This window comes from Pseudomonas sp. R151218B TE3479 (genome assembly GCF_053629195.1).
This window is the reverse complement of sequence record NZ_JBRJHV010000001.1, coordinates 3,826,784-3,846,804: the sequence shown is the minus strand read 5'-3', so window position 1 is coordinate 3,846,804 and position 20,021 is coordinate 3,826,784. Positions and strand designations below refer to the sequence as shown.

At 58.3% G+C, this 20,021-nt stretch carries 14 protein-coding genes; 2 read left to right on the top strand and 12 right to left on the bottom strand.

Annotation, left to right across the window (positions count from 1 at the left end; all coding sequences use genetic code 11):
* Positions 1 to 182 precede the first annotated feature (182 nt).
* The 5 genes from AB7M32_RS17010 to gabP form a co-directional block, all read right to left on the bottom strand.
* On the bottom strand, positions 183 to 1,094 hold the full coding sequence (locus tag AB7M32_RS17010; RefSeq protein ID WP_092165601.1) for a DMT family transporter: 912 nt from the start codon (positions 1,092 to 1,094) through the stop codon (positions 183 to 185).
* Positions 1,095 to 1,133: 39 nt separating this feature from the next.
* Positions 1,134 to 4,649: a non-ribosomal peptide synthetase gene (locus AB7M32_RS17005; protein WP_454250656.1), complete on the bottom strand. Its 3,516-nt coding sequence runs from the start codon at positions 4,647 to 4,649 to the stop codon at positions 1,134 to 1,136.
* A gap of 36 nt (positions 4,650 to 4,685) precedes the next feature.
* Positions 4,686 to 5,990, bottom strand: a complete 1,305-nt coding sequence (locus AB7M32_RS17000; protein ID WP_454250655.1) for an aminotransferase family protein — start codon at positions 5,988 to 5,990, stop codon at positions 4,686 to 4,688.
* A gap of 90 nt (positions 5,991 to 6,080) precedes the next feature.
* A complete protein-coding gene (locus AB7M32_RS16995; RefSeq protein WP_454250654.1) occupies positions 6,081 to 7,331 on the bottom strand; it encodes an iron-containing redox enzyme family protein in 1,251 nt (416 codons plus the stop codon).
* A gap of 616 nt (positions 7,332 to 7,947) precedes the next feature.
* Positions 7,948 to 9,345 (bottom strand): GABA permease, encoded by a 1,398-nt coding sequence (gabP, locus tag AB7M32_RS16990; RefSeq protein WP_454250653.1) that lies wholly within the window; start codon positions 9,343 to 9,345, stop codon positions 7,948 to 7,950.
* A gap of 503 nt (positions 9,346 to 9,848) precedes the next feature.
* Here gabP and AB7M32_RS16985 point away from each other — a divergent pair.
* Positions 9,849 to 10,460, top strand: coding sequence for a TetR/AcrR family transcriptional regulator (locus tag AB7M32_RS16985; protein ID WP_072410139.1), 612 nt, complete (start codon positions 9,849 to 9,851; stop codon positions 10,458 to 10,460).
* Between the two features lie 51 nt (positions 10,461 to 10,511).
* On the opposite strand, the gene AB7M32_RS16980 is transcribed toward AB7M32_RS16985, so the two are convergent.
* The 3 genes from AB7M32_RS16980 to AB7M32_RS16970 form a co-directional block, all read right to left on the bottom strand.
* Positions 10,512 to 11,615 (bottom strand): polyamine ABC transporter substrate-binding protein, encoded by a 1,104-nt coding sequence (locus AB7M32_RS16980; RefSeq protein WP_454250652.1) that lies wholly within the window; start codon positions 11,613 to 11,615, stop codon positions 10,512 to 10,514.
* Between the two features lie 38 nt (positions 11,616 to 11,653).
* The gene (locus AB7M32_RS16975) at positions 11,654 to 12,991 is read right to left on the bottom strand and encodes an alginate export family protein (protein ID WP_454250651.1); all 1,338 of its coding nucleotides are present in this window, start codon (positions 12,989 to 12,991) and stop codon (positions 11,654 to 11,656) included.
* Between the two features lie 114 nt (positions 12,992 to 13,105).
* A complete protein-coding gene (locus AB7M32_RS16970; RefSeq protein ID WP_454250650.1) occupies positions 13,106 to 14,368 on the bottom strand; it encodes a serine hydrolase domain-containing protein in 1,263 nt (420 codons plus the stop codon).
* A 317-nt stretch (positions 14,369 to 14,685) separates the two neighbouring features.
* On the opposite strand from AB7M32_RS16970, the gene AB7M32_RS16965 reads away from it, so the two are divergent.
* Positions 14,686 to 15,786 carry a sigma-54 interaction domain-containing protein gene (locus AB7M32_RS16965; RefSeq protein WP_454250649.1) on the top strand — a complete coding sequence of 367 codons (1,101 nt, stop codon included), beginning with the start codon at positions 14,686 to 14,688 and terminating at the stop codon, positions 15,784 to 15,786.
* Here the strand turns inward: AB7M32_RS16965 and AB7M32_RS16960 are convergent.
* The 4 genes from AB7M32_RS16960 to AB7M32_RS16945 all read right to left on the bottom strand — a co-directional run bounded on the left by AB7M32_RS16960 (position 15,778) and on the right by AB7M32_RS16945 (position 19,991).
* Entirely contained in the window at positions 15,778 to 16,575 is a 798-nt protein-coding gene (locus AB7M32_RS16960; RefSeq protein WP_454250648.1) for an ABC transporter ATP-binding protein, read from the bottom strand. The two genes, AB7M32_RS16965 and AB7M32_RS16960, sit on opposite strands and share 9 nt — an antisense overlap.
* A 56-nt stretch (positions 16,576 to 16,631) precedes the next feature.
* A complete protein-coding gene (locus AB7M32_RS16955; protein WP_158457571.1) occupies positions 16,632 to 17,957 on the bottom strand; it encodes an ABC transporter substrate-binding protein in 1,326 nt (441 codons plus the stop codon).
* 72 nt (positions 17,958 to 18,029) lie between these two features.
* Entirely contained in the window at positions 18,030 to 19,097 is a 1,068-nt protein-coding gene (locus AB7M32_RS16950) for a branched-chain amino acid ABC transporter permease (RefSeq protein ID WP_454250647.1), read from the bottom strand.
* 12 nt (positions 19,098 to 19,109) lie between these two features.
* On the bottom strand, positions 19,110 to 19,991 hold the full coding sequence (locus tag AB7M32_RS16945) for a branched-chain amino acid ABC transporter permease (protein ID WP_454250646.1): 882 nt from the start codon (positions 19,989 to 19,991) through the stop codon (positions 19,110 to 19,112).
* Positions 19,992 to 20,021: the final 30 nt, after the last annotated feature.

Sequence of the window (20,021 nt, the reverse complement as noted above, 5' to 3'; positions counted from 1 at the left end):
CACGCTGGTCCTTGAGGTGGGTGACAGACGGAATTACCACGCGTCAAAACTGAAGTGTTTCAATCTTGGACAGGCACTGGGAATGGATATTTCGGCTCATGGAAGCCCAATACGCCCCCGACAGGACCTGGCGGGGGCGTACGTTTGATTTCGGGATCTGAACGACCCAATGCAATCTTTCCTCAGGCCGCCTTGCTCAGCGGCGCCTCGCGAGCCTGGCTTCTATCTCCAACCAGGCACAGCAACAGCGACAAGACGATCGCCCCGATGCTGACATTCATCCACGGCGTAATTTCTTCATCGAGCAGTAACGCCGACCATGCGATGCCTGCCACCAGCGCCGCGAAACTGGCGAATGACACATAAATCCCACCGGCCCGGCGTACCAGTTCGAAAAAGGACCAGACCTCCACCGCCGTGACCAGAACCAGCAGCGTCACCTCCGGTCCGTGCTGGACCAACCCTTGATAGCCCACCTTCGATGTCGACGTCATGAACAACGGCAATGCCAACAACGCCGCAATCACCGACTCATAGGCCGCCATGGTGAACACGCCTAACCCCTTGGGCCAGGCTGCGGCGACGTACAGGTTGTACAGCGCGTAGCTCACCGGAACGCCGATGGCCGCGGCCAGCCAAAGCCTCGACGAGCCCTCGGGAAGCGCCGCGCTGGGCAGCAGTAACATCATCGCAGCGCTGATTCCCAAGGCAGCGCATGACAAATGCCAGACAGTGACCGTTGCCAAGCGCAGGATAAACCCCAGCAAGATGCAAAAAACCGGCGTACTGGTGACGATCAGTGTGAGCAGCGTCGAATCGATGTACGGTGCCACGATCAGCTCAAGCCATATTGGAAAGGCATAACCCAACACGCTGCAAATAATGAGGAACACCCACCAGGACGCATTGATGCGCCACGAACTGCGACTGACCGCCATGAGCGCCATGAATGCAATCGCGACGCCGAACAGCGTCGGAAACAGAATGAGATCGGCTTGAACCCCTGTGCTGGTAATTTTCTTTACCAACACGAAATGCAGCCCCCAGGTACTTCCCATCAGCGCGAGTAAAAGAAAGTTGATGTAACGGGTCATGCGTTAACTCCTTGTCTAGACGCTTCCAGCTCTACGGTATCAGTGCGCGACAGCTTGAGCATGGGAGGATACCCGGGCAGATCCGGCCAACACGGCCTCGATCATTTGCTCAGGGGTAAGGCCGAAAGGTTGACCATGCTCCCAGCATTCACGTGAAGCGATCGCCTCGGTGATTGCCAGGTCATCGATGCACGCGGACAACGATAACGATTTCACTACCGCGAATATCCTCAAGGCTTCAGCATCCTCCGGCGCCCTGACAATGCGAGCATTCAACGCAGCAAGCCACGTTGAGGAATTAACCAGCGAGAGATCTTTGAACTGGTGACGCATGGCAGCGTAGATTTCTTCCATCGTGTAGCTTTTGTTGGAACACAAGTGATGAATCCTTGCACCTGATACGGATTGGCGTAACGCACTCACGACAGACGAAGCGATTTGCTCAGCGATACGGTCCACCGGACAAATTTCCAACTGCATCGGCATGATCGGGAACTGGCCTATCCGCTGGCAAACGCTCAGGAACTGGTAGACATAGTCGTGACGAGCTTCTTCAAGGTTCATGCTGCTTCCCCAAAGTCGCCCACATCGATAGATCGTCGTCCTCAGTCCGGAGGCGGCGCAGTGTTCCAATAACATTTCAGTCATCCACTTACTTTGCAGATAGCCGGAAGCCACGTTATCGACTTCCATGATTTTGGTTTCCGGCGTAGCCAGGAGAGATGGTTTTGTATCGAACAAGGCCAGGGAAGAAATGAAATGAAAGCTGGCGTTACTCTCAAGCGCCAGATTTATGAGATTCAGGCTCCCTTGGACATTGGTCGTCACCAACTTCGAATAGGGCGACAACATGTTGGTATCGGCGGCGCAATGGACAATATCGCTGACGCTGCGTTGCAAGGCATATAAACCTTTCTCGTCAAGGCCGACGTCATCGTGATCCAGATCGCCAACGACAATGTGCAGTCTCTGCAGCGCTTCATTTCTCACGTTGAGCAATTGCGTGAGCTTTTTATGCGGGGATTCTGTGCTGCCCATGGGAGAGCGCACCAGGCAATAAATGGGACGCTGTGTGCTCTTGAGCAATGCGCGGACCACATGGCGCCCAAGCAGTCCCGTAGCCCCCGTTACCAATATCCCGTCCTTGGGGAGACTGACTCGTGGCGCACTGCGGCGAATCAAGCCCCTGAGTCGTTCAAACTCAGCGTAGCGCCAGTCCTTGAAATCTCGTGGGCGTTTTTTTGCGATTTCAGGGCCGCCAACATTGTTCAAAATGGCTCCCAGGCTGGGGGATTCATAGAGCGTGGAAAGCGGCCACTCGTGCCCGCTGTGTTTCTGTAACAGCATGGCCAGGCGTACGATTTCCAACGAGTCCGCCCCATTTTCAACAAGACTGGCATCCCAATTCAGTTCACGACCGCCCAACGTCGACTGTATTTCCCGGGCAATTTCGCTTCCCGCAAAAGGGCTCGACAGGTCTTTGCTCGTTGCGTCTACAACCACCATTGCGAGCTTTCTTACTGTGTTGTAATCGATCTTTCCAGCCAGGTTACGCGGTATTTCGTCGAGCAGAATGAAGCTGTTCGGGACCATGTAGGATGGCAGGTCCAACATCAATTGTTGACGTAACGCCAGTTGCGACACCTTCATGCCGGGCATCAGTTGAACGACACACAAAAGCTTGCTGTCACTGCCGGCGTCCGTCATGAAAACGCAGCAGTCAGACACTTCCGGCAATGTTCGTACAATGGACTCGATTTCACCCAGGCTGATCCTGAAGCCTTGCCGCTTCACCACGTTATCCATGCGTCCGTGATATTCCAGCGCTCCATCGCGGCCAATGCGTCCCAGGTCTCCGCTTTTGTAGTAGCGGCGCAGGCTCCGATCGGTTTCCACCCGCACGAAGAATTTTTCCGCCGTCATGTCCGGATTGTACAAATACCCCTCGGCCACGCCTGGGCTGGATATGCATATCTGCCCCATTGCGCCGAGCGGTGCAGGTTTATCGAAACGGTCCAGCAAGACAATTCGGCTACCGGCAATGGGTCGACCAATAGAGATGTCGTTCCTTGAATCGTCATCCGTGTCAGGACGTCGTACTCGCTGGAGAGCGGTAACGACGGTCGTCTCGGTTGGGCCATAGGAATTGATCAACGTCGGGCGCGGCGCGGGGAGACGATACCAGTTGTGTATGTCCGATCTGTAAAGGGCTTCTCCGCCAATCACCACCAGATTGACACAAGAAGGAAAATGCAGCTGTTGGGAAGTACAAGCCAGGCTGAGTTCTCGCCAGTACCCGGTCGGCAAGTCAAGAAAAGTAATCTGCTGCTCGTCGAGGAACTGCAGGAAGCTTGCAGGCTGCAAATCGACGGATGAATCACGGATGACCAGTGTTCCACCGGCCATCAGGCAGCAATAGATTTCTTCGACAGAGGCGTCGAACGAGACAGTCGCAAACTGCAGGACCTTGTCCTGGCTCGTAAGGCCGAACGAGTGCCTGGCCACGCTGGCGTAATACGAGAGCGATGCGCGAGAGATCAAGACACCCTTTGGCCGCCCCGTGGTCCCGGAGGTAAACAGTACATATCCGCACCGTGGCTCATTGTCGGGTTGAGCTGCACTCAGGGAGAGTCCCACCGCCACTACAGCATTGCCTTCTACAACCCAGCCTACCCGTGCATCTTCAAGCATCAGCTTGCTTCGCTCGGGAGGAAGCTGCGGGTCTATTGGGATGTAGATAGCGTCCAGCGAGAGAACCGCCAAGGCTGCAACGACGAAGTCGCCGGACCGGGACATTCGCAACGCGACTCGACTGCCGGGCTTCACGCCTTGGCCTGCCAGTTGGGCGGCCAGCTTGCGAATGTCAGCCGACAACTGCCCATAACTGATCACCCGGCCTGCGTCGCGAATCGCCACTTTGTCCGGGTCGCGGCAGACGTGCTCCTCGAAAGCCTCCAGTACATCCTGCTCCTCGACTCCATGCAATTTTCCCAGCAGCTCGGAATTCGAATGTTCTGGGCGGGCACGTTCCACGAGGTCCGGTACAACGAAATTATTTTCGTGCTGCAATGCGAAAGCGATGCCATGCAATGTGTCGAAAATCTCATGGGCCAGGCTTCGCTCGAGAAGCTGTCCATCAAATACCAATTCGACGTTGGTTGCACTGACGCACATCTGCAGCCGAGCGGCGCCAAATACGCCTGGGCACTGTTCAGTGTCGGACCAGGCGCAGACCTGCCATGAAGTATTCTGCGCGCCAGAGATAGTCCCCAGCGCAGCCTTGCAGAAATCGAGAAGTTTGCGAGCCGGCGCCTGAAAATCGATGTTCGGACAGTCAAACTGCCCTCGGCGCGATACGACAGTGCAGTTCAAGTTTTCGACCCAATTGGCGTACCAGCTAGCCGTTATGAGCCAGGCCGCAAGTAGCCGGACCTCCAGATCAGAGTCCGGAGTAGCCCGTTCAAGCTTGATCGCCGCCTCGGTCACGCCGTATTCCCCGGCATGGGTTTGTGGACTCCGCGCCGGACCTGTGTGTTCGATTTCATCGAAGGTCATCTCTAATAATCCTTTATCTGTGAGTCGCGACGACAATCAGCCTAATGCGGCGACGATCACTCGGCAGAGATGGTCGATCTGCTCTCGATTGATACAGAGCGGCGGGGCAATTTCTATGGTGGGATCGTTTCGGGTGTAATACAAAGAAGTGATGATTCCGCTGTTCAACAATCGCTCTCGAATCACTTTCACTTCCTCGGCCGTAGCAGGCGCCGAAGAGTCGCTTGAGCGCAAGTGGATCGCCTGGAGCAAGCCAGTACCGGTGAGCCCGGAGACTTTCGGGTGGTTACCAAACAAGTCTTGAAGCACACCTTTCAAGTAAATGCCCATGGACGAGGCGTTTTCAAGCAACCGCTCGCGCTCGAGAATCCCGATATTTTCAAGGGCAGCGGCCGCGGCAGCCGGACGACCGCCAAACGTAGCGCCGTGGGCGAACATGCTGTCTTCGCCCTGGGCAAAGACCGACGCGACCCGCTCGCTGACAATCGTCGCGCCGAGCGAGTCGTATCCGCTTGTAAGCCCTTTCGCGCAAATAACGATATCGGCCTCAAGTCCATACTGCTCGGCGCTGAACCAACTGCCCAGGCGTCCGAACCCGGTGATGACTTCATCGACGATCAACAACGCGCCGGTTTCCTCGCGCAAGCGCTTCAAGCCATCAAGATACTCGGCAGTGGGGGTTACCATGCCATTGCTGGTTTCAACCGTTTCAATCAACACGCCAGCAACATCCTTACCCAGGCCCGGCGTTGCATGGAGCACGTCGCTGAGAGGGTTTGTACTGTCCCGCATCGAAGCGATGGTGGCGGTCATGGGCAAGAGCGGACCAAACTCTTCCTTTAGCGCCGCGAATCCACACACAGACAGCGCGCCCAGCGTGACACCGTGGTAAGCATGATCGCGAGACACAAGCCATTTACGCTGGGGTTCGCCATTCCTGACCGCGAATGCCCGAGCGATTTTCAATGCAGTCTCTACCGCCTCCGAACCGCTATTGGTAAAAAACACCCGGGCATTGGCGCCGACAACAGGTGATGCCAGGCCTGCGAGGGTCTGGGCCAACCGGGAAGAATAAGGGTTTGAAAAACTGAACGGAGAGCAGAATGCCAACTTTCTGGCCGCTTCACTGGCCGCATCAATAATCGAATCACGACCATAACCCACGTTCACGCAGTACGCGCCGCTGATGGCGTCCATGTACCGACGGCCTTCCGAGTCTGTTACATAGATCCCCTGTGCCTCGATTATGGATGAAGGGAACGCATCGGTTTTACCAATCTGGTCAGAGGGAAAAAAATGAAGCCAAGTGTTATTATCGGATAACTCTTTTTCTTTAAACATGCAAGGTCCTTACGCTTCAGAAACTAAGCGCTCTAATCATCTGGCATCGGCGAGTAAGCGACTGATCTGCGACCAGTCGCATTATTGATATTAGTTATAACGCGCGCCGTCGCTCCCGGCTTTTAAATGGGCAGCGGTAAACGGTGGAAGACGGATGAGCCCGGACTCGGCTGAAGCGCTCGCAGCCAGAGGATCGGTGAGAAAAATCTTGCTGTCACCTTGAAGGTCGACAATGATTTCCCGGGCCGAAAAAAGATGCTCCGTCGCGCCAGGAGCCACTCGATTGGAAAGGGACAGGCTTGAATTCGCCGCAGCGGCAGGCTCCGCAACGGTACCATTAAGTATTTGATGATCAAGTTCAAGGCCGAAGATATCTTGATAGATCATCAATTCCACAAAACCGCGCAAAATATGAGGCGCGGCGTCATCACCGAAACGATCCAGCGCATGGCCAATCAGATTATCAAGCACCCAGCGACCATGGGCTTGGTCGACCGAGGTATGAACATCGAAATAATGACAATCCACCTTTCCTCGGTATATCTCGCGAACCGATTCCCCCAGCTGTTTTTGCCACACGATAAAACAGGCTTCATTACGGAAAAAAGCGCCGAGGTAACGCAAGAACTTACTCTTGTCGTGACAGATTTGGTACGTGTAGGCCGAAACCAACATGTTGCTGGTGAGGAAATGATCCTGATACGCATCCGGCGTATCGCTCAGTCCCAGATCAAGCATGGTTTTTTCGTACAAGTGGCTGTGCTTGTCTTCCGGCACACCATTTCCCATTTCATCTTGATACACCCGCAGCAGATGTGACTGCAGGGTGCCGAACGCACCAGTTGCGTACAGGCCCATCGGAGCCCCTTCAATAAGAAACTCAATGGAGAACTGTGTCAGCAAGCTCCTCATCAGCCCCTGGGCATTAGGGTTGTTGAGAATATAGGAGAGCGTCGGATCGAAGTCGCCATTTTTCAGGCGAGCGAACTCTTCATCCAAGTGGGTGCCAAAAAACGCCCTCAATTGTTCGGCCGAGACGGAGAAATCAACTTTATCCAACTGCGCACTGACCGGGGCAAACACAACAGCTTCAAGGGTTCGCAATTCATCCAGCGCTTTTTTACTCTTGTCCCGACCGTATCGCTCATCAAGATGCTGTTGGATATCCCCATCAATTTCTTTATTCAGAAAGAGCATGTCTTGTTCATAACAACCGATCAGACGCTTCACATTTTTATTCATGCGCACACCTAGCAACTCTTCCGTGGCGAGGTCAAGTTTAACCGACCGCCCATTGGGAAGCGGGTAATCAAGGCAAATGGAGCCATCCAAATATTTCATAGAATCCCTTTCACTTAGGTGTTATTGCCCCTGCACCAAGAGGCTGGCACAAGAGTTATTGAATCGACTGTTTATTTCATTAAGGTTAAATATTTTTGTCGAGTCAGGAACCAAGCCTCGATAAAAATGAGGGCATGAAGCAGCCAAAGCCTGCCGCCTCGCGAGAAAACAAGGTACGCAGGTACAAAGCCGGAAGCAGCAGGACGCCGCGTAGATAGTTAAGAACAGGAAAGATCGAGGCGTGCGGAGAGGAACCGAAGTGCATGTAATTCATTCCTTGAATAACTTTTCCTGGATCCAATCTTATAGTCGCAAAAATATCGCTGTCAACGTGAAAAAATACAAAAAGATGTTCAATATTATTCTCACAGTTTTTAAGCCACCACGAAACCTAGGGCGTGACTTTAAAAAAAAACCAGCACTTTCAAGGCTTAGTAAAAAGTTACCGACGCCAGGCACAGTAAAAAATAATTTACACTCGATAAGGGCCATAATTTTTTTTACACGCCGGTCGGATACAGGCTTGTTCAAGCTTGAGCAGACAGTCAGGGCCGGCCCTGCCGGCGCAACCAGAATTGCATGCCTACAGGGCTAAAGGCGACGCAGGCAGGCTGTGTCACCCCAGGGAGGCCACCTGCTCAGGGCGCGGCTGCCGCGACGTCGCCAGGCCGATAAAGGAAATGATCAGCGCCAGGCCCAGGGTGGTACTGACCTCGCTGCGGTGCTCGGGGGTGATCATCATGACCGCCAGCGCCGCCGAGATGAACACGATGACCAACCAGGTCAACCAAGGGAACAGCCACATGCGAAAAGGCAGCTCGATGTTCTGCCGTTGCATCATCCGGCGCATGCGCAGTTGCGAGATGGCGATCACCAGATACACCAGCAAGGCGATGGCGCCGGAGCTGGCGAGCAGGAACTGGAACAGGCCGGCGGGCATAAAGTAGCTGAACAACGTGACACCCGCGCCCAACACGGTACTGGCAATCACCGCCGACCGTGGCACGCCGGCCGAGGACGTGACCTTCAAGGCCTTTGGCGCATCGCCACGGCGCCCCAGGGAGTACAACATCCGCGAGGCGATGTAGATCGAAGAGTTCATGCAACTGGCCACGGCGATCAGCACCACCATATCCACCAGGAATTTGGCGTGGGGAATGTTCATCAGCTCCAGGGCCCGCTGGTAGGAACCGACTGAAGCCAGGAGCGGATCGTTCCAGGGCACCACGGAAATGACCACGAAGATCGACAGCAGGTAGAACACACCGATACGCCAGATCACCGAACGGGTGGCCTTGGCAATGTTCTGCGCAGGGTTATCGGATTCGGCGGCGGCGATCGTCACCGCTTCCGTACCGATGAAGCTGAACATGATGGTGATGAACGCGCCCACCACCGCCGACAGGCCGTTGGGGGCGAACCCGCCATGCTCCTCCATCAACCGACTCAGGCCGCTGGCCTCGCGCTCGGGAATCCAGCCCATCAGCACCGCGAAACCCAGGGAGATGAAGCCGATGATCGCCACGACCTTGGCCATGGCGAACCAGAACTCGAACTCACCGTATTTCGACACGCTGAACAGATTCGTCACGGCCAGCAGAACGATCGACACCGAGGCGAACAGCCAGGCATCGACGGCGGGAAACCATTGGTTGAGTACATGACCGGCGGCCAACGCTTCGATGGGAATCACCAGCACCCAGAACCACCAGTAGAGCCAACCGATGGTGAAACCTGCCCAGCGTCCGATGGCCTGGTCGGCATAGGTGGAGAAGGAGCCGGTGTCCGGATTGGCGACGGCCATCTCGCCCAGCATGCGCATGACCAGGACCACCAACAGCCCGGAAAACAGATAGGCCAGCATGACGGCCGGACCGGCGGCGGCGATGGCATGGCCCGATCCCACGAACAGACCCGCACCGATGATTCCGGCGATGGACAGCATGGTGACGTGACGAGGCTTGAAGCCCTGTGCCAGATGGCCGTTCGAGTCCTTGAAGCTGGGGCTGGTCATTTTTTTTATTCTCTTGTGATCGAACATTGAGACGCGCGCAGTGACAGTCGGTGTTGCTGGCTTTCCCGCCCTCCTGGAAGCGGCACCGTTTGGTTGTGTTGATCCACCCTGGGCGAACGTGCGCACTTGCGGTGAAAAGTCGCGCCACGTTACCTGCCTTCCCTCTCGAGTTAGTTACCTGAACACGCCATCTCTGTGCCTGATTTCGCCACCTGAGGCATGGCGTTTTGCCTCTTTCCAGGCGTCTGGACCGCGGCATGCAGCGACGTCGTCGAGGGACGGCAACGAAATAAACCCTTTAAAAACTTTACTGGGTTAAGTATTTTGCATGCCTATGCCCGGCCTGTTGCTAACCGCAAACCCTGTGGGAGCGAGCTTGCTCGCGATGGCGGTGTTTCAGTCGACTTGAATGCGGCTGATCCACTGCTATCGCGAGCAAGCTCGCTCCCACAGGATTGGTGCGCCGAGGCCTTCAACCTCTTCTTTACGACAAGGACCCTCCCGTGAGCGGACTGCGTGAACGTCAAAAAGCCGAACGCCGGCAAGCCATCAGCAAGGCGGCGGTCGAACTGTTCGAGCGTCAGGGTTTCCAGAACACCACCATTGAACAGATCGCCAGCCAGGCCGGCGTATCGGCTCCCACGGTGTTCAAGTACTTCGGCAACAAGCAGGAGATCATCCTGGAAATCCTGCACGACGCCGACCAGCGCGCGCTCACGGACACCCGCAGCCGGATGCCTGAAATCGAGGACCCGGTCCAAGCGCTGTGTTATCTGGAGCGGCTGTTGACCGGTTACGCACTGGAGGTCATGCACCCGAGCCTGTGGCGCGAGTTGCTGCCACTGATCCTGTTTGGTGGCGATAACGGGTTGCCCGAGGGGTATCGCGCCATGAACGATGCGCTCAGGGCCGAAATCAGTGGGCTGATCAGGGAATTGCAACAGGCCGGCAAATTACGCGCCGACCTGGACGTCGACCTCGCCGCGTTCCTGTTGAACGACTATTCGCACTTACAGCTGTTCAGGCTGGTCAACCAGGAACAACCGGATATCGAGGCACACTCCACACAGGTCCGGCGGATCACCGAGTTGCTCTTCCTGGGTATGCGCGCCTGAGGGCGTCACCCACCGATACGGACCCGGCGCCGCAACACCGGGTCACGCTGGTCAGCGATGGGTCTTGATGCCGGTCCAGGTGCGGGTGCGGATCCGCTCCACGGCGGCCGGCACCGGCTCCAAGGCGAACAGGGTCTTGCGTGCCTCGTCCGACACATACATGGCGGGGTTATTGCGAATTTCGGCATTGACCAACGCCGTGGCATCCTTGTTCGGGTTGGGGTAACCGATCTTGTTGCTGATCCGCGCGATGACATCAGGACGCAAGATGTAATTGATGAACGCGTAGGCTTCCTTGGCATGAGGGGCGTTGGCGGGGACCATCATGACGTCCGACCACATCGGCGCACCTTCCTTGGGCAGCACCATTTCCACCTTGACCCCCTTCCCTGCGTCTTCGGCCAGTCGCTTGGCCAGGGCCACCCCACCAGACCAACCCACCCCTACGCAGATTTCGCCGTTGGCCAGGTCCATGCCATAGCGCGACGAATTGAAGTAGGTGATGTAAGGCCGGACCTTGAGCATGGCCGCCTGCGCCTTTGCGTAGTCCTCACGTTTCTGGCTGTTGGGGTCCAGCCCTTCGTAGTGCAAGGCAATGGGCACGATCTCGTTGGCGGCGTCCAGCAGACCGACGCCACAACTGGCCAGCTTGGCCATGTTCTCTTCCTTGAAAAGGATGTCCCAAGTGTTCATTTGCACATCGGCACCCAGCACCTGGCGCACCTTTTCGACGTTGTAGCCGATCAGGGTCGTACCCCACAGGTACGGTGCGGCATAGCGGTTGCCCGGATCGCCCACCGCCTCCAGCGTCTTCATGAACTCAGGGTCCAGATGCTGCCAGTTCGGCAACTGGCTGCGGTCCAGGGGCTCGACGGCGCCCGCGGCGATCAGGTGACTGACGCTGGAACTGCTCGGGTAGACCACGTCATACCCGGAGTTGCCGGTCAGGAGCTTGGCCTCCAATGTCTCGACACTGTCGAAGACGTCATAGATGGGGCGGATGCCGGTTTCCTCCTCGAAACTCTTGAGGATTTCAGGCGGCAGGTACTCGATCCAGTTGTAGATCCGCACCGTCCGTTCATCGGCCAGGCTCGCGCCGCTGACCAGCATCGAAACGACAGCGCCCAGCAAGGTGTTGCGCAAAAACAGGTTCATGATCAAACACTCCAGCGCGGCCGCGAAGGCTCGCGGCACTAATAGCGGTAGGTGAAGTAGAGTTCCAGCGCGCTGAATTTCCGGTCGTCGCCGAAGACCTGTTTGGCCGCCGCCATGGGTTTGACCCAGTTGTACGACAGCGAGGTGGACAACGACTTCGACGGCGCCCAATCCAGGAAGACTACACTCTCGTCTGCAAAACGCCGGTCGCTGACGGCGGTGCCCATGTAGTTTTTTTCGTCGAGCCAGAACTGGTAGTGGATCGCACCGAGGGTGAGGGTTTCGTTGAGGTGGGTCTTGAGTGAGAACTGCTGGACGTTTTCGTTGCTGTTGAACATCAGGTAGTTGCCGACGACATCGCCGATCAGCCAAGTGCTCCAGTCGACGAAACCCTTGCTCAACGGATCCCAGGCTTTCTGTCGGTTATCCGTGAGGTTGTCATCACCGGAAAAGCTCGCGTAGCGGTAGCCGATCACCGGGGTCAACGGCAGCGTGCTGAAGGTGTAATCCGCCTGGCCGTACCAGGCCTTGGCGTCGTAGTCCACGCCTTCGCCGCTGCCCCGTTCCAAGGCATATTCAGCGTTGAGGGTCAGGTCCGGGATACCCGGGACCTTGGCGTTCAAGGCCCTGACGTTGTACACCAGCATGCCATCGCGACGACGCGGCAAGGTGCTGCCCTTGGGGCCCATGGCCTTGACCTTCAACGCGGTGGCGCCCAGCGTCACCTGGTCGTCCAGGTTATAGTCCAGGTTCACGCCGCTCATGCGGAAGTCCCCCAGGTCGCTGTCGGTCCCCAGGCTGAAGCCCTGGACTTTCAATGCGCCATGATCCCAGGCGACCACCGCCGAATCCTTGAAGGCGGTGCGTGGGGCGAGCCAATAGGCGCCGTCGTTCAACTGGTCGAGGTTGCCATCCATCACGATGAAACCGTTGCCGATCATGTAATTCTGACGACCGCCCGTGACCGTCCACTCCCCAGCCCGGAAACCGCCATAGAACTCTTCGGTCGACACCTTGCCGTCGGAACTGCGGGTGAAGCCACCGGCATCGCCATCCCCGAAGGTGGTCGCCCCCACCAGGGAGCCGCCGGCCAGCAGGCTGAAATCCGGCTGCACGGCATACTCCAACTTGACGCCCGGCTTGACGTAGAACTCCTGCCAGTCGATTTTCGTGCCGCCATTCTTGCCGCTGCGCATGTCCACCACGCCGCCGCCAAAGTTGACGTTGCGGGTGGACAGGACCGCGCCACCGGCCGTTAAGTTGACCTCGCCCTTGAGGTTGCCCTCCTCGAAGGTGTAGCCCGCCCAGGCAGCCTGGGCGGTAAAGGGTAACCCGAGCACGAGGAACGTTCGGGACAAACGCATCATGGAAACCATATGGAGCTCCTGTTGATTATTGTTGTTACAGGGCAGTGAATGGCGGCGCAAACCCGCGCCAACACCTGGCTGGACCGGGTGAGCGGAACGAACTCTTGTGTTTATCGGATGAAGTCAGGGCGTCAGTTGCGCCGCGATGGCACGCAGCATGCGCACGCTGTCGCCGTCGAAGGGGCTGACGGCTTCGTCCAGGGACGACTGCTTGACGATCACCACGCCGGACGGTTTGTCGATGAACAGGTATTGGCCATGGATGCCACCGGCCATGAGCGCCTGGCTGTGGTCGTTGAAGACATACCACTGGCTGCGGTAAGACGCGCCAGGGGTCCAGCTCGAAAAGTCGGCGCAGGCGGCATAGATCGCGGGGTCGGCGCCAGCGGCGATACCGGCGAGCGCCTCGGCCGAAAGCAGTTGTCGCCCCTCCTGGCAGCCATCGTTGGCCAGCAGGCGGCCGAAGCGCGCCATGTCACGCAAGGTCGCGCTGAACCCGGCACCGGCCACGCTGCGGCCCCAGGGGTCCGCCAGGAAGTAGCCGTCACGTTCGCAGCCCAACTGGCTCCACACCTCCTGCAGCAACTGATGACAGGCTTTGCCAGACGCCCGTTCCATGACCCAGGCCAGCGCCTCGGTGGTGGCCGTCACGTAATGGAAAAAACCGCCGTGATTGCCACGCTTTCTCAATGACGGCAAGTACTGGTACAGGGATTCGAACGTCGTGTATTGCGCCGGCGCCGGCTGGAAACCGCAGGCGTAGCCGTATTGGGAACTCTCTGAATCCGGGTCCTCATAGACCTCGCTGTAATCGACGGCCACGGCCATGTCGAACAGCTGGCGTACGGTCGCATCGCCGAACGCGCTGCCCGTCAGTTCCGGTACGTAATGGGCGGCCGTCAGCGTCGGGTCCAACAAGCCTTCGCAAACCAGTTGCTCGCCCAGGGCACCGATCAGCGACTTGGTCACCGAAAACATGATGTGCCGGTCCTGGGGGCTCTGGCCATTGAAGTAGCGCTCGAACAGCACGGTGTCGTCCTTAAGGACCAGGAACCCATCGGTCTGGCTGGCGATCAGGTGGTCGATCACGCTGATGCTCAAGCCACACTCGCTGTCGAAGTGCAGCTCATCCAGCGGCTGGAGCGCCTGCTTGAACGCGCTGACCGGCCCGGCGCCGGCTCGCACATCGATGGAAGGACGCAAGCGCGCCAGGTTGCGGAAACCCCATTGGCTGTACGGCGGGCTCATCCAGTTGTGCCAGGTGACGCGGCGATGGGGTTCGGCGGGAAAGCCTTGCATGAGCGAAGGCGCCAGGCGTGCGTCGGAGGGCGATTCATGAGTCTCGACGTAGAGACTGGCCAGTGAAGGCACGGTGTTCTGATTCATTGGGTTGCCCCTGCGAAATGACTCTGCGTGAAAGCAGATGCAGGAGAATAATTACTCGATGTAATTTTTTAGTCAATAAAACTTTTTACCGACATTGCTGGCCGATCTGAATCCCGTGACCAGCCGTACCCGTGGGGACAGGCCTTGCTCTTAACGTCGGCTAAGTCCTAAGCAAATAACTTAAAGTTATTTATTATCATTTTTTTAGATCATTTAGATTAAGTCTTAAGCCCAATGGCTTCCTGCGGTGATGCCATCAAGGAGCGTTGGCGCTCACCCACCTTCCGTCACGGCAATCTCATTAACGGGCCACCGTCATGCAGCTTCTAACGCTACCTCCCTCCCCCGGCCTGGCCACCTCGATTCGTGCCACGGCCCAGGTCTTCGAAGACCCCACCTCCCGCGCCTTGCTGGAACACCTGCAACAAGTAGCGCCCAGTGATGCCAGCGTATTGATCATCGGCCAGACCGGCACCGGCAAGGAACTGGTGGCGCGCCATGTGCACAACCTCAGCGCCCGTCGCCACAAGCCGTTCGTTGCGGTCAACTGTGGGGCGTTTTCCGAGACTCTGGTGGAGGCCGAGCTGTTCGGCCATGAAAAAGGCGCTTTTACCGGCGCGTTGACGGCCAAGGCCGGCTGGTTCGAGGAAGCCGATGGCGGCACCTTGTTCCTCGATGAAATCGGTGATTTGCCGCTGCCGATCCAGGTCAAGTTGCTCCGGGTATTGCAGGAGCGCGAAGTGGTTCGACTGGGCTCGCGCAAGAGCATCAAGATCGATGTGCGTGTATTGGCGGCCACCAACGTACAGCTGGAAAAAGCCATCAATGCCGGGCACTTTCGCGAAGACCTCTATTACCGCCTGAACGTGGTCAGCCTGGCGCTCAAGCCGCTGCGCGAACGTCCCGGCGACATCCTGCCGTTGATACGCCACTTCATCGCGCAGTACAGCCACAGGCTCGGTCACGGCGAGGTGACGCTGGATGCTCACGCGCAACGCAAGTTGCTCGACTATTCCTGGCCGGGGAACATCCGCGAACTGGAAAACGTCATTCATCACACGCTGCTGATCTGCCGCAACAAAGTGATTGGTGTGCAGGACCTGCACCTGTCGAACTTTCGTATCGAGCGCCAGGACTCACCGCAAGCAGCCCCTCAAAGCGCAGAGACGCTCTTGCAGAAAGCCTTCGAAAAACTGCTCGAGCAGGAGCATGGCGATGTGTATGAAAAGGTCGAGGCCGAGTTGTTACGCACCGCCTACCGATATGCCAATTGCAATCAGGTCCATACCGCCAGCCTGCTGGGTCTGAGTCGCAACGTCACCCGCACGTTGCTGATCAGGATTGGCGAACTGGTGGTCAACAAACGCCGTCCCACGCTCAGTACGCGGGACGGCCAGGTGGTCAATCTTTCAACCTGATCGCGCCCCGACGCTCACGGGCTCCTCAGCCCTCGCCCCGGCCCGCGCGCCCAGGTAGAAATCCTGGAGATCGCTGCGGGCCGCCAGTTGTTCGGCGCTGCCTTCGCTGACCACCCGACCGCTTTCCAACACGTAGCCATGGTGGGCGTAACGCAGGGCGACATTAATGTTCTGTTCGGCGATCAAGAAACTCACACCATCACGCTGATTGAGTTGCCGGACGATCTCGAAGATTTCCTCGACGATCTGCGGCGCCAACCCCATCGACGGTTCGTCCAGCAAGACCAGTTGCGGCCTGGCCATTAGCGCGCGGCCTATCGCGATCATCTGTTGCTCGCCGCCCGAGGTGTAGCCGGCCAGGCTTTTGCGCCGCAGTTTCAGCCGGGGGAAATGGCCATAGACCAGTTCCAGGTCAGCCAGCAACTGGCGTCGCGGCACCTGGCGCGCCAGGGCGCCGGCCAGAAGGTTTTCCTCCACGGTCAACTGGGCAAAGCAATGCCGACCTTCCAGCACTTGCACCAGGCCGCTCGCCGCCAAGGTGTGAGGCGCGCTGCAGGTCACGTCGCGCCCCTGGTAGACAATCCGCCCCCGCACCACCTCGCCCCGTTCGGCGCGCACCAGGTTGGAGGCCGCCTTCAGCGTGGTGCTTTTACCCGCGCCGTTGGCGCCCAGCAGCACCACGACCTGCCCTTTTTTCACCTCCAGCGACACACTGCGCACCGCCAGGATGGTCTGTTCGTAGAACACTTCAATATCGTCGATCTGCAGGATCGGCACGTTCGTCGCCATGCTGTTTCGCCTTTTCAGACAGCGACCGGACGCGTGCGCCCGGTTGCCGCGATGCCTCAGGATTCCTTGCTGCAATCACGCGGGGTAATGCCTTTTTCCCGCGCGTACTGATGCGAAGACGCTTCGATGATCGGCCGCAACAGGGCGCGGTCGGCCTGCACCCAGTCACTGATCAGCTTCCACTGGGTACCGTCCCATTGCTGGAAGCGCACCGCACCGCCGCCTTCATGGTCCGAGCACGACAATTGCAACGGCTGCACCAGGCCCAACGCCCCCAGTTCCTTGAGCCGGGCGTCGTCGAGCTTGAGGTTCTCGAAGCCCCAACGCACCTGCTCACCCGTCAGGGGTTGTTGACCGAATTTCTGCTGGGCAATGCGCAGCGCCTCTACGTTGAGGATGCCGTTGACCACGCCGAGGTTGTAGTACACGGTGCCGAACCGCTTGGGATCGGCCAGGTCGCCATGGCCGGCGTCGACCACCTGCTGCTTGATGCCCTGCAACACCGGGAAGTCGGTGCCTGAAGGGTGCGTGGTGATGGCGATGAAGCCCTTGGCCGCGGCACCGGCCGGCGCGGCGTCATCTTCGGAGTTGCTCCAGATGTTGCCGATGATGTGGTCGGCCGGGAAACCGACTTTCTGCGCGGTTTTCAGCGCCACCGGGTTCATCACCCCCCAACCGCGCAGGATCACCCAATCGGGTTTTTCCCGGCGGATATTCAGCCACTGCGACTGCTGTTCGTTGCCGGGGTGCGGCACCTCCAGCAAGGTCAGCGCAAAACCGTACTTGTCGGCCAGGGTTTGCAGGACCTCATTGGTTTCCTTGCCATAGGGCGAACCGTGATACAGGGTGACGATCTTCAAGCCCTTGAGCTTGTCCAGCCCGCCGGCGCGCTGGCCGATGTAATTGATGATCGCCGAGACCTCGGAATACGGGTTCAACTGCAATGGGAAAACGTAGGGGAACACGCTGCCATCGGTGGAATCCGTGCGCCCATGGTTGATGGTGATCAGCGGCAGTTTGTCGGCTGTCGAGCGCTCCAGCGTGGCGTAGGCGATGCCCACCGACAGCGGATTGGTGGCAGCCGCCGGCGCGCCGTTCAAGCCTTTCTTCAGGCGTTCGTAGCACTCCACGCCTTTCTCCACCACGTATTCGGTCTCGCACTCACTCCAGGTCAGCTTGACACCGTTCACGCCGCCATTGGCGTTGACGTACTTGAGGTAGTCGATGAAGCCGCCAAAAAAACCGGTGCCGCCGGCTGCATAAGGGCCGACGCGATAGCTTTGCAGCGGGAAGTATTGCTCGTTGTCCGCCTGGACGGTGAACGCCGCGGCGGTGAGGCTCAGGGCCAGTGCCAGGCTGCTGGCGAATGATCGTTTGAACATCGAATTTTCCTTGTTATGAAGCCATGGATAAGCCACCAAAATGGAACTGCAAACCCGCGTTGTGCGGTTCGCTCAGTAGCGCAACGGCCACAGTCGTGCGCGCTGGCGAAATCTCTGCCAGAGGCGCGCAAGGCCCTCTGGCTCCTTGATCAGGAACAGGATGATCAGGGCGCCGAATATCATCTTCTGCAGGTTCTCCACCTGGCCGGCGTCCACCAGCCCGCCGGGCAGCAGCGACACCAGGTTCGAAAGCAATACCGGAAACAGCACGATGAAAGCCGCGCCGAGGAAGTTGCCCAGCAGGCTGCCGAGGCCGCCGATAATGATGATGAACAGGATCTGGAACGACCGGTTCAGATCGAAGCCGTGGGGCTCCACGGTGCCCAGGTAAGCAAAGGCCCACAGGGCTCCGGCCACGCCGAGGAAAAACCCACTGATGGCGAACGCCAGCAGCTTGGTCTTCGCCAAGGGAATACCGATGATCGCAGCGGCGGTGTCCATATCGCGCACCGCCATCCAGTTGCGCCCCAACTCGCTGCGCACCAGGTTCTTGCCCAGCCAGAACAGCGCTACCACCACGCTCAGGGTCAACAGATAGCGGCCGGCCGGCGCGTCGAGGTTCACCCCGAATACCTCCAGGCGCGGCGCACTGATCACGCCCGAGGCACTGTTGTTGGAAAACCAGCTGAACCGGGTCAGCGCCCAGGTCACGAAGAACTGCGCCGCCAGGGTCGAGACCAACAGGTAGAAGCCTTTGATGCGCAGGCTCGGCAGACCGAACAGCACCGCCACCAGTGCCGCCATCAGCCCGCCCAGGGCGATGCTGACCAACAGCGGTAAGCCGGCGACCCGTATTTCAAGGTTGTAGGTGGCGAAGGCTCCCACCGCCATGAACGCCGCTGAACCGAGGGACAGTTGTCCGGCATAACCGGTGAGCAAATTGAGCCCCAACCCGGCCAAGGACAGTACCAGGAACGGAATCAGGATCGCGCTGAACCAATAGTCGTTGCCCAGCCAGGGCACCACGACGAAGGCAAACAGCAGCAACGCGACCAGGCCGTGACGGTCCTGGCGCAGGGCGAAGACCCGACGGTCCTGGGCATAGCGGGTGCTGAACTGACCTGCTTCTCGATAAAACATGAGTATTTCCCCCTAAACCCGTTCGATGGCCCGTTCGCCAAACAACCCCGCCGGACGCACCAGCAGAAACAACAGCGCCAGCACGTAGGGAAACCAGTTTTCGATGCCACTGCCGATGAAGGGCCCGAGATAAACCTCCGCCAGCTTCTCCGAAGCCCCGATGATCAGGCCACCGACAATCGCGCCGCTGATGGAGGTGAACCCACCGATGATCAATACCGGCAAGGCCTTGAGCACCACCAGCGAAAGCGAGAACTGCACGCCCAGGCGAGCGCCCCAGAGCAGGCCGGCGACCAGCCCGACAAACCCCGCCACCGCCCACACCACCACCCAGACCCGCTGCAAACGAATGCCCACGGCCAACGCCGCCAGCGGGTCATCGGCCACCGCCCGCAACGACAATCCGAGCCGGGTCTTGTTGAACAGCCAGGACAACAGCAGCACCAGGAACGCCGCGGTCACTGCGGCAAAAATGTCGAACTGCGACAACAACATCCCGCCCAATTCCAGCGGCTCATCGCTGATACCCAGTTCCAGGCCATGCACCTGGGCGCCCCAGAGTGCCTGGGCGAAACCTTCGATGACGTAGGACAGCCCAAGGGTGGCCATGAACAGCGTGATCGGCGAACGGTTGACCAAGGGCCGCAGCACCACCCGCTCCACCGCCACGGCGATCAGCATCATGGCTGCCAGGCTGATGACGAACGCCAGCCAGAACGGCACACCACGCTCCACCAGGCTGACGAAGGTCAGCGCCGAGAAAAGCACCATCGCGCCCTGGGCAAAATTGAACACCACGGAAGCCTTGTAGATCAGCACGAAACCGATGGCCACCAAGGCGTACATCACCCCCGCCAACGACCCACCAATCAATACTTCAAAGAAAAATTCCATCGCCGCTCCCATTCTGCGGACGCAACTTGC